Below are 10,987 nucleotides of genomic sequence, written 5' to 3' on the forward strand. Positions count from 1 at the left end.
TTCCTTGGCGGCCATGCCCGGACGGTGCTGAGATGGGTCCGGCCCCGGGTATCGACAGTGATCAACTCGGGTGTCGACCGGCGAGGGCGGGAGACAGCATGGACATTGGTCTGCTGGGGCCGGTGGAGATTCGGCTGGGCGACCGGGTGGTGAACTCCGGGCCACGCCAGCAGCGGCACGTGCTCGCCGTGCTGGCGACCGAGGTGGGCCGTCCGGTCACCCTCGAACAGCTCATCGACCGGGTCTGGGACGAGGCACCGCCCGGCGCGCGGCAGACCCTGCAGGTCTATCTCACCCGGCTCCGGCGGCTGCTGGCACCCGGCCCGGCCGGCACCCGGTCCGCCCTGACCCGCCGCTCCGGCGGGTACGTGCTGGACGTCGAGCCGGACCGGGTCGACCTGCACCGCTTCCGCGACCTGCTCGACCGCGCCCGCGACCGCCCGGACCGCGAGCAGGCGGGGCTGCTGCGTACCGCGCTGGCACTGTGGGCCGGCGAGCCGCTGGCCGGGCTGCCCGGCGGCTGGGCGGAGCGGACCCGCCGCGCGTGGCGCCGGCAGTACCTCGACGCCATGGTGAACTGGGCGGACGTCGAGTTGCGGTGCGGCAACGCGGGCATCGTGCTCGGCCCGCTGACCGAGGCGGTCGGCGAACATCCCCTGGTCGAGCCGCTGAGCGCCGCGCTGATGCGGGGCCTGCACCGGGCCGGCCGGACCGCCGACGCGCTCGACTGCTACGCCGAGCTGCGGCACCGGCTGGCCGAGGAACTGGGCACCGACCCGTCGCCCGAGGTACGCGAGGCGCACCGGGCGATCCTGCGCGCCGAGCCGGACGGGCCGGCTGTCACCAGCCGGCCGGCGCGGCCCGTCCCCGCACAGCTACCGGCCGACATGCCCGGTTTCGTCGCGCGGGGCCGGGAACTCACCCGCCTGGCGCAGGCCCTCGACGCCGTCGGCGAGCAGCTCACCGCCGTGGCGGTGACGGTCCTGTCCGGGACCGCGGGCGTCGGCAAGACCGCGCTCGCGGTGCACTGGGCACACCGGGTACGCGACCGGTTCCCGGACGGTCAGCTGCAGGTGAACCTGCGGGGCTTCGACGGCAGCGGCGCCCCGATGGACAGCGCGGAGGCGCTCCGGGTGTTTCTCGGCGCGCTGGGCGTGCCACCCGAGGGCGTACCGTCGGAGCCGGCCGCGGCCATCGCGCTGTACCGGACGCTCCTGGCCGACCGGCGCGTCCTGATCCTGCTCGACAACGCCCGCGACGCCGCGCAGATCCGCCCGCTGCTACCCGGCGCGGCCGGCTGCCTCGTGGTGGTCACCAGCCGCGACGACCTGGCCGGGCTGGTCGCGGCCGAGGGCGCGCGTCCCGTACCCGTCGGCCTGTTCTCCGCCGACGAGGCCCGGCAGCTGCTCGCGCGCCGGCTCGGCGCGCAGCGCGTCGCCGCGGAACCGGACGCCGCCGAGGAGATCATCGACCGGTGCGCCGGGCTGCCGCTGGCCCTGGCGGTGGTGGCTGCCCGGGCCGCCACCAAGCCGACCTTCCCGCTGGCCCGGTTCGCCGAGCAACTGCGGGCCGGCCAACTCGACGCGCTCCACGCCGGGGACCCGATCACCGACGTACGCAACGTCTTCTCCTGGTCGTACCGGGGGCTCAGCCCCGCCGCGGCTCGGCTGTTCCGGCTGCTCGGCCTGTACCCGGGCCCGGACGTCTCGGTCGCGGCCGCGGCCAGCCTCGCCGGGCTCGCCGCCGGGCCCGCCCAGCGGCTGCTGGCCGAGCTGACCCAGGCCCATCTGCTCACCGAACACAGCCCCGGCCGGTTCCAGCTCCACGACCTGCTGCGCACGTACGCCGGGGAGCTGACCGCGCGGCACGACCCGGACGCCGAACGGGCCGACGCGGTGCATCGGGTCCTCGACCACTACCTGCACACCTGTGACGTCGCGGCGGTGCTCGTGGAGCCGCACCGGGACCCGGTCGTCCAGACCCCTCCCCGGCCCGGCGTGACCCCCGAGCCGCTCGCCGACGACCGGCAGGCGCTGGACTGGTTCGCCGTGGAGCACCAGGTGCTGCTGGCCGCGGTCCGGCTGGCCGTCGACGCCGGGTCCGACCGGCACGCCTGGCAGTTGGCGCGGGTACTCGCCGGGCTGATGGACAACCAGGGCCGGTGGCCGGACCTGATCGCCGTCGAACAGGTGGCGATCGAGGCCACCCGGCGGCTCGACGAGCGCACCGAGCAGGCCTGGGCGCAGCGCTTCCTCGGCCGGGCGTACGCCTCGCTGCGCCGGTACCCGGAGGCGGAGGCGGCGTACCGGTCGGCGCTGGACCTTTACACGCGGCTCGGCGACCCGGCCGGGCGGGCCGCGGTGCATTTCGCGCTCGCCTGCCTGGCCGAGTCCCAACAGCGCTGGGACACGATGCACGAGCACAGCACGCAGACGCTGCGGTTGTACACCGAAGCTGGGTACCAGCCGGGCATCGGCCGGGCGCTGAACCTGCTCGGTTGGGTACACGCTTTGCAGCGGAACTTCGACGACAGCCTGCCCTACTGCCACCGGGCGCTGGCCCTGCAGGAGACGCTCGGCGACCGCGTGGGCCAGGCGGCCACCTGGGACAGCATCGGCTACGTCCACCACCACCGTGGGGAGCACGCCGGTGCGGTCGACTGCTACGAGCGCGCGCTGGCGCTGTACCGGCGGTGCGGCGACCGGTACAACGAGGCCGACGTGCTGACCCATCTCGGGGACACCCACCACGCCGCCGGCCGTCCCGATGCCGCGCAGGCCGCCTGGCGACTGGCCGAGCAGATCTTCGGCGAACTGGGCAACGCCCACGCGGAGGCCGTCCGGGCCCGCCTGGCCGGCCTCGACCCCATCGCGGTCCTGCCCGCGCCGGTGCCCTGACCCGGCCGCACGCGCACGGCGGTCGATCCTTGCCTCCCAGGCGTCCGGGTGACGATACTGGCGCCGCGGGCGCACGACGGTCGGGGGGACGATGTACCTGTCAGTGGGACTCATGGGGGCGCTGTGGTGCGTTTTCGCCGCCTCAGCCGGGAGCAAGGTGCGCAGCCGTGCGGCGCAGCGGGCGTTCGCCGACTCGCTACGGCCGGTGCCGTTGCTGCCCACCCGGCTGGTCGCCCCCGCCGCGCTGGCGGTGACCGCGGCCGAGGCGGGGATCGTGCTCGGGCTGGGCTGGTCGGTGGCGGCCGTGGTCGCCGGCTGGGCCACCGCCCGCGCCGGGCCACCCTCGTGCTCCTCCTCACCAGCCTGCTGCTCGCCGTCCTGACGACCGGTGTCGTACTCGCCGTACGCCGCGGCACCGGAGCCCGCTGTGCCTGCTTCGGGGCAACCGAGCGACCGCTCGGCCGGCGCCATGTCGTCCGCAACGGCATCCTGCTGGCCAGCGTCGCCGGCGCGCTCGTGGCCGTGGCCCTCGGGGCGGCGTACCCACTGGCGCCGGCCGGCGCGGCCGTCGCCCTGGCGGCCGGGGCGGTGGGCGCGCTCATCCTGATCCGTCTGGACGACCTGCTGGACCTGTTCCTGCCGGTCAGCACCGCCCCGCCGATCGCGCCCAGCCGCCGCGATCCCTGACCGGGGCTACCGGCCGTTCTCGTCGCCGGTGGCTGTTTCGCGGACCAGGCGGTTGGCGTCCTGTGGGCTGGCGCCGGTGGCGCGCAGCAGGTCGCTGGCGGCGCTGCGGATCTGCACGACAACGGTCTCGCCGAACTCCCGCGCCTGGGCGCGGTCCGCTTGTCCGGCCAGCCGTGCGGCTTCGAGCACGGACTGCCGGGTCCGTCCGGACGCTCGGCCGGTGGTGCAGTCGCCGTGCAGATACGTGAGCGCGTCACCCAAGGCCGTGACGGCCTGATGCAAGGACGGCGGGACCGGTTCGTGATATTCGAGCAGAGTAACGACGCGGCGGGCCATCACCCGGACGTTGGTGGTGAAGGCACGGAGTTGGTCGGCGGCGGCCCGGTACTGCTGGTAGCGGCTGCGCCGGTGGCGCCACCACGGCGCGATGCTCACCATTTCCTCGGCCCCCCGCAGGGCTTCGTCGAAGCGCTTGGCGTCGGCGGCAACGGCGTTGAAGCTGTCCAACGCTCGCACAGCCAGGTCCCGGTCGCCGGCCGCCAGCGCCTGGCCGGTGGTGTGGATGGCCGCGGCGAGATCGGTGAAGAACGGCCTGGCGGCGCGACGGACGCCCCGCAACGGGTCGAAGGGCAGGAGCAGCGCCACGGCGAGGAAGCCCATCGACGCACCCACGGCGGCATCGAGGATGCGGGGCAGTTCGAGGCTGCGTTGACTGCCGGACAGGGTGGCGAACAGTGTCGCAGTGGCACCGGCCTGACTGACCAGGGCACCACTGCGGCCGGCGACCAACAGGGCGAGGGCGACGGACCCGGAGACAACTACCGCAATCTGCCACGCGCCGCTGCCGACGAGATACAGCAGGGCGTCGGCCACCGTGATGCCCAGCCCGACCCCGATGAGGAGTTCCACCGTCTGTCTGGTGCGTTGTCCCGTGGCGGAGGCGATGGTGGCGAGAGCGGCCGCGGGCGCGAAGACCGGCGCGTTGCGGCCGAGGAAGTCGGTGGCGATGATCCAGGCCCCCGCCGTGGCGAGCCCAGCCTGCACGGAGATCAACGCAATGGGCGCCAACTGCCGGGAGGCGAAAAATTGCCGTACGGCCGGCAGCGGCCATACGCGGCCGGGCCCCGCCGGACGGCTGGGACGCCGGCCGGGGGCACCCGGCTCAGCCATGCGACGGCTTTCCCACTCTCCGCGGAATTAGTCAGGGGACATCACGATGCGCGAAGAGCGTTTGGTGTCTCATCCGGTGCGGCCGCCTGCCTGCTCAGCCGTGGTCGCCGCGCACCCGCTGCCGAGCGGCGAGGAACGCGCCGACCGCATCGCTCGAGTGGTACTGCCACGGCCACTCCGTCACGAGGTCGCCGATCACCTCGAACTGCGCCACCGCCGAGGGGAAGTCACCGGCCATGGCGAAGCCCATCGCGAACAGGTTGTGCACGACCGGCCAACCCGGCCGACGCTGGTAGTCGGGATGCCGTACCGACTGGTCGGCTGCGGCATTGAGCTCAGCCACCACCGCCGCCGCACCGATGTAGTCGGCGTCCTCCCCCACCGGAAGATCGAGCCACATCTCCAGGTGCGCGATCGGGACGAGCTGTCCCAGCGCGGACCCCGCGGGAGCCTTCACCGCCGCACTCCGGGCGAACTCGAACATCTCCTCGTGGCTGCCGAACCACTTCCGGCACCGATACTGCAGCATGTGCTCGTGGGCGATCCGGTGCCACGGATGCCGGTCGGTCACCGCGTCAAAGCGTCGTTGCGCCTCGTCCCGGTCGACCTGCCGGCCACGCGCCGACGTGACGAGGAAGGTGCGGGCCGTGGTGTCGTCCCGGTCCCGGTCGGCCACCTCGTCGAGGCAGTTCTCGGCGAGCGTGAGTCGCTTCCGGAACTCCCGGAACTGCTCCTGCCGGGTCTGGGACGCCCGGGCGCCACCCCGCGCCTCCCACGCCCAATAGACCGCGTGCACGCCACGCACCAGCAGCGGAAGGGTCGAACGCGGCTCGGCGTCGATCCACTCACCGATCCAGTCCTGCACGCCGGACACGTCCCCCGCGACACCCAGGTAGTACGCGTGGTCGTCCGGGTCGGTGATCGGGGTGAGCAGATCCCGGGCGGTGGGCCAGTCCCGCTGCTGCAACGCAGCGCGGAGCGCGGCGGCGGTCGGATCGCCCATGGCCGGGTCGATCGACAGCGTGGCGGCGGTGGCAGACTGCCTCGCCCTGCGCCGGAATGGCCACATGTCCCCGTTCCTTCCCCCGTGATCTCGCGCAGATCATAGGGGCCTTGGTGATCCACCGGAAGCGGCGCTGTCGATCGAGAGCCCTGCCGACGGGCCGGGCCCGCGCCGGGTGATCGGCGCGGGCCCGGGTGATCTCAGTTGTCGGTCAGCACTTGGTGGGTCGGAGGGTGAAGTCGACGGTCACCGTCTTGCCTGCCTTGATGTTCGTCTTCTGGGTCTGCGGGATCCACCCGTCCCGGGCAGCGATCACCTCGATCGGGTTGGCGCCCGACGGCGCCCAGATGGCGTACTTGCCGTTGGCGTCGGCCTCCAAGGTGAACGTCCAGCCAGCCTTGCCGTTGATCTGGATGGTGGTCCCGCGCAGGGCGGTACTCTTGCCCTGGCAGTCGACGCCGGTGACGGTGCCGGTCACTTTGCCCCAGTCCTTGGGCGGCTGGACCACCATCGTCACGTCGATCGGCGCCACCGGGTACGGGGTGTCGGACTTGACCCCGAGCTGCGCGGTGTAGGTGCCGGGCTGACCCACACCCGCCGCCGAAGTGGCGTCGAGCGTGGCGGTAACCGTGACGCTCTGTCCGGGCTGCAGCGTCGCCGTGGTGGGGGACGCGGACAGCCACGGCACGTCGGTGACGGTGGCGCACTGGTCGAAGCCGGGCAGCATCTCGCTTTCCGGCGTCGGGGTGAACCCGCCGGTCGAGCCACCGACCTTCACGAACCCGCACGCCGCCCCGGCCCGGTAGCGGGCGTAGTTGGCGTTGGGCAGCGCCGACCAGGAGTTGGCCGCCGGGTCGTACGCCCAGCCCTGGTTGGTGACGACGGTGGAGTTGTTGATGACACCGGTGGACAGCAGCAGCAGGCCGTTGGCGGTGTCCGCGGCCACGCCCCAGAAGTCGACCGGCAGGTCGGCCAGCTGGGTCCAGGTGTCGTTGCCCGGGTTGTAGCCGTAGGTGCTCTTCAGGGTCGTCGGCCCGTTACCGCCGGCGCAGTAGACCGTGCCGTTGATCCCGCCGCAGCCCTGCCAGGCGACGGCGACCGGGTACGGCGCGACGGTGGTGAACGAGTCGGCTCCCGGGTTGTACCGGACGACCGCGTTGGACTTGGTGCAGTTGCCGTCCGTGCACCCGCCGACCAGGTAGATCTGACCGTCGGAAACCGCGATGCCGGGGGCTGCCCTCGGCGCCGGGTTGACCGAAGCCCGGGTCTGCCAGGCGTTGGTGGCGGGGTCGTAGGCGTACACCTTGCTGGACGTGTTACCGGCCGTGTCCCAGCCGCCGAACACGTACAGCTTGCCGTCGGCGAACGCCGCCGACGGCTTCTCCAGCGCCGCAGGCAGGTCCGCGATCCGGGTCCACACGTTCGTGGCCGGGTCGTAGACGTAGCTGTTGGCGAGGTTGTTGAGGCCGTCCGTGCCGCCGACCGAGTACGCCTTGCCGTCGAACGCGGCCACGGCGTTGTCCATGATCGCGATCGGGTACTTGGCCGTGTCGACCCACGGTGGCGCGTAGGGGGACGGCGCGACCGGCTCACCGGCCTTGTTGTCGCCCAGCCAGCCGATCGACGTGCCGCTGCCCTTGACCAGGTTGTTCTGCAGGGGCGCGCCGCGCGGTCCGAGGATCTCGAAGCCGCCACGCCGCTCGGACAGGTCCACGCTGGCCGGCGCGTCGCCGGTGTTGGTGATCTTCGTGGTCACCGTCGTCTTCTGACCGAGCGTCTGGGTGCCGGTCAGCGACGGCGGGGTGATGGTCAACCGGCCGGCCTTGAGCGAGAAGTCGGCTCGGGTGCTCTGGTCGGCCGCGACGTTCACGGTGGAGGTGACCGACCCGTAGTTGCTCTTCGCCGCCGTGAACGGGTGCGCCCCGGTCAGCGTGGAGAACATCCAGTAGAAGCCGTCGCCGAGGTTGCCGTCGTCCGGCGTCGCCGCGGTGGTGGCCTTCTCGGCCGGCTTGTCCACGCTGGTCACCGTGGCGCCGTTCAGACCTTCCGAGATGTTGTTGTCTAGGACCTGGCCGAGCACGAGTCCGCCGGGGATCGGGTCGCAGCCCCGGTTCACGACGGAGACGTTGTCGACCTCCCACCACCAGGCCCAGCTGCCCTGGTAGTGGAACCGGACCAGCACGCCGGCCTTGCCACCGGCCTGCGGGATCGCAACCTCCTCGAGTACCGGACCGCGCCGGCTGGTGGTGGTCCAGTTCGCCGCGGTCGCCCAGGTCGTGCCGCCGTCGACGCTGAACTCCACGTTGGCGAACCCGTTGAGCGCCCGGTAGTCGCTGTTGAACCGCAGCACCGGCGACGGCACGGCGGTCAGGTCCAGCGGCGGGGTGATCAGCTCGGTGTTGATGGTGGTGCCGGAGCCGGCCGCGTCGCTGTCCGCGATCGCGTACTTGCCGGTGCCGCCGGTGAGGTTGCCCCGGTTCTTCGGGTCGTTGAACACCCAGCCGCCGCTGGTGGTGTGGTTCACCACGTTCCAGCCCTGCGGGGTCGTCCCGGACTCGAACGACTCGGTGAACAGCGGGGTGCTGTAGTTGAACTGGTAGCCGGCGGCGGTGCAGCTGTTCTCGACGGCCAGGTCGAAGTTCTTCACCTGGTCGCCGCCCCCGACGGTGAGCTGCGCGCTGCCCTGCTGGTACGCCGGGTACATCGCCTTGACGGTCAGCCCGTACTCGCCTGCGGGCAGGTCGACGGAGTACGCGCCGGTGACGGGGTTGGTGAACACCGGTCCGCCCGGCTTGCCGGCCACGTCGATCCGTGCGTACAACGGCCAGCCGTGCCCGGAGCCGTCCTTCACCACCCCGGAGACCTTGCGCGCCGGCACGGCGTCGAGGGTGAAGTTGACCGTGACCGTGCCGCCGTCGGTGACGGTGACCGTCTGGGTCTTCGGCGCGTAGCCGAACGCCGACGCCGTCACCTCGTGCTGCCCGGCCGGCAGGGTCAGCTTGTAGCTGCCCTGGTCGTCGGTGACGGTGCCGCCGCCGCCGACGCGCACCGCAGCACCGGCGATCGGCGCGCCACCGGACTTGGTGACCTTGCCGTTGACCTCGCCGCGCGGCCCGGCGACGCAGTTGGGGAACTTCATCGCGCCGACCCGGGTCTGCCACGTGGCGGAGCTGGTCGTGGTCAGGTACTCGGAGGTGAACCAGAAGGTGCAGCCGTCGGTCGGGTCCACCGACATCGAGCTGTAGTCACCCCAGCGGGCCGCCGAGTGGGTCTGCGCTCCGGTGCCGGCGATCAGCGTGCGTTCGCTCTGCCCGAGCTGGCCGAGCGGGTCGCCGGAGAGCCGGCCGGCCATCCGGATGGACGGGAACGAGTTGCTGCTCGACGCCGAGTAGCCGAAGGCGATGTTGCCGGAGACGTCGATCGCGCCGCTGGCCATCCAGCGGTGCTCGGCGTCGGGGGCGTAGGTGCCCTGCTGGTTGATCCGCCAGTTGGTGGGCGAGGTGCTCTGCAGCTCGTACCAGCGCACGCCGGCGTGGTCGGTGCCGTCAGCGTCGACCGTGTGGTTCAGCACGATTGAGGCGTGGTCGCCGAAGTTGCGGTACGCGGCCCGGTACATCAACCGGTCGGCGATGGCGTCCAGCCGCGCCGAGGTGCCCTGCTGGGGGACGCAGGTGCGGGCGTAGTTGCACATGTTCGAGTCGAACGGTGCGGTCTCCAGGAAGCGGCTCGGCGCGAGGTTGTTGCCGAACGTGGAGTTCGCGGGATTGGCCCAGTCGACCTTGAAGTCCCACATCAGCAGCCGGTCGGTGGGCGAGACGCCCCAGGCGTCGTCGTCGAACATGACGAACGGGTTCGGTGCCCCGGCGGGCGGGGCGAGGCCTTCGGCGTCGGCGGGCAGCAGTCCGCCGAAGTCCGGTCCGAGGTGGAAGTAGACCATCCGGGCCGGCTGGCCGGTGAGCATCTTCTCCCGCTCGAACGCCACCGCGCCGGCGCCGACGAACGACGGCGCGAACTCGTTGGTCGTCATGTAGTAGGCGTCCGGCCAGATCCCGTACTTCGGGTAGTCGTTCATCCGGGTCTGGTGGTAGAGGAAGTCGTAGCGGAAGTAGGCGCCGGTCGGGTCCGGGGTCTGGGAGATCGCCATGCACTGGTGATTGCCGGCCGTCCCGCCGGGCAGGGCGAACTGGGTGACCATCCACCGGTCGGCGGTCTCGTCGTAGAGGACGATGGGGTCGCCGTCGTTGCGGGTCTCGCACGGTCCGCCGAAGCCGGACCAAATCGCGTTGGCCGGCAGCGGACCGAGCAGCAGGCTGCCGGTCTTGCTGTAGACGGCGTAGTGCAGGTTCACCATCTGCACGTAGTGGTTGGGCCCCACGTCGCCGTTGGTGTCCGGCGGCAGGACGCCGTCGATGTTGCCGACGCCCTCGAAGTTCGCGGTGAACTCAGGCACCTGGCTGGCGGTGAAGCCGCGCTGCACGGCGTCGCTTCCGGCCTTGGCGGACGCGTCCGCCGCCTGGCGGTTCAGCGATCGAGCCGGCTGTTCGGCAATTTTCGAGCCTTGTCCGCTCTTGCTTTTCGGGGCGATGTCGCGCAGTTTCCGAGAAACGTCGTTTTTGGCGGCTTGACGCACCTCGGCCTTTGCCGCTGCGGCTGCGGGCGCGGCGGGTTCCGGGTCGACGGGTCGGGCGGCCGCGGGTAGTGCACCGAGGAGCAGAGCGGCGACGGCCACGACGGTGACCGGGCCCGCTCTCAGCAATCCTGTTCGCGATTTGCGCATCGGGCGACGACCTCCTAGCTGGCGGTGGCCAACGGTGGCTGACCACCGAGGGTGCAGGACTGGAAACCGCAGGTAGGCGGCATCCCGCGATCATCGTCGATGCACTTCGATCTCCTCTCAAGCACAAAGGCTGGGCAGTAATAGGGCAAAATCGGTCCAATATCGAGCTTTATTTTTCGGCGACAAAAGTTTTGATATTGACCTGCGTTGTGCAAGTTGCTTTCCTACTCCCATGAGCACTCCTGCGGGAGATTTCGACGAGCAGCCGGTCATACTCTGCGTGACCGCCAGCCGCAGCAAGCGAGCGCAAGTCGCTCGGCTCATGAGCGGCCACGGGGTCGTACTGATGTTTCCTGACCTCCAGACGGTCCGCGCCGTACTGTTCGACGACACGGCCGCCTCCGCCGCCCCCGCGACCGGCAGTGGCGTCCCTGATAGTGGTGTAACGCGGTT

7 protein-coding genes are annotated in these 10,987 nt (G+C 71.5%); 3 read left to right on the top strand and 4 right to left on the bottom strand.

Going from position 1 to position 10,987, the window contains the following annotated elements; genetic code table 11:
- Positions 1 to 98: 98 nt before the first annotated feature.
- From A6A27_RS06190 to A6A27_RS06200, 3 genes are all read left to right on the top strand, one after another.
- Positions 99 to 2,897: an AfsR/SARP family transcriptional regulator gene (locus tag A6A27_RS06190; RefSeq protein WP_073833562.1), complete on the top strand. Its 2,799-nt coding sequence runs from the start codon at positions 99 to 101 to the stop codon at positions 2,895 to 2,897.
- Positions 2,898 to 3,054: 157 nt separating this feature from the next.
- Positions 3,055 to 3,279: a hypothetical protein gene (locus tag A6A27_RS06195; protein ID WP_143193908.1), complete on the top strand. Its 225-nt coding sequence runs from the start codon at positions 3,055 to 3,057 to the stop codon at positions 3,277 to 3,279.
- Positions 3,243 to 3,584, top strand: coding sequence for a MauE/DoxX family redox-associated membrane protein (locus A6A27_RS06200; RefSeq protein ID WP_073833564.1), 342 nt, complete (start codon positions 3,243 to 3,245; stop codon positions 3,582 to 3,584). The genes A6A27_RS06195 and A6A27_RS06200 overlap by 37 nt, the downstream gene beginning before the upstream one ends.
- Positions 3,585 to 3,590: 6 nt before the next feature.
- Here the strand turns inward: A6A27_RS06200 and A6A27_RS06205 are convergent, their stop codons facing one another.
- The 4 genes from A6A27_RS06205 to A6A27_RS45545 all read right to left on the bottom strand — a co-directional run.
- The gene (locus A6A27_RS06205) at positions 3,591 to 4,628 is read right to left on the bottom strand and encodes an FUSC family protein (protein WP_158073954.1); all 1,038 of its coding nucleotides are present in this window, start codon (positions 4,626 to 4,628) and stop codon (positions 3,591 to 3,593) included.
- Positions 4,629 to 4,848: 220 nt separating this feature from the next.
- On the bottom strand, positions 4,849 to 5,823 hold the full coding sequence (locus tag A6A27_RS06210; RefSeq protein WP_083672462.1) for a hypothetical protein: 975 nt from the start codon (positions 5,821 to 5,823) through the stop codon (positions 4,849 to 4,851).
- A 145-nt stretch (positions 5,824 to 5,968) separates the two neighbouring features.
- Positions 5,969 to 10,486: a carboxypeptidase regulatory-like domain-containing protein gene (locus A6A27_RS06215; protein WP_073833565.1), complete on the bottom strand. Its 4,518-nt coding sequence runs from the start codon at positions 10,484 to 10,486 to the stop codon at positions 5,969 to 5,971.
- 217 nt (positions 10,487 to 10,703) lie between these two features.
- The coding region (locus A6A27_RS45545; protein ID WP_206745055.1) for a hypothetical protein at positions 10,704 to 10,987 on the bottom strand (284 nt) is incomplete at its 5' end.

The organism is Micromonospora sp. CB01531 (assembly GCF_001905095.1).
Classification (GTDB): Bacteria; Actinomycetota; Actinomycetes; order Mycobacteriales; family Micromonosporaceae; genus Micromonospora.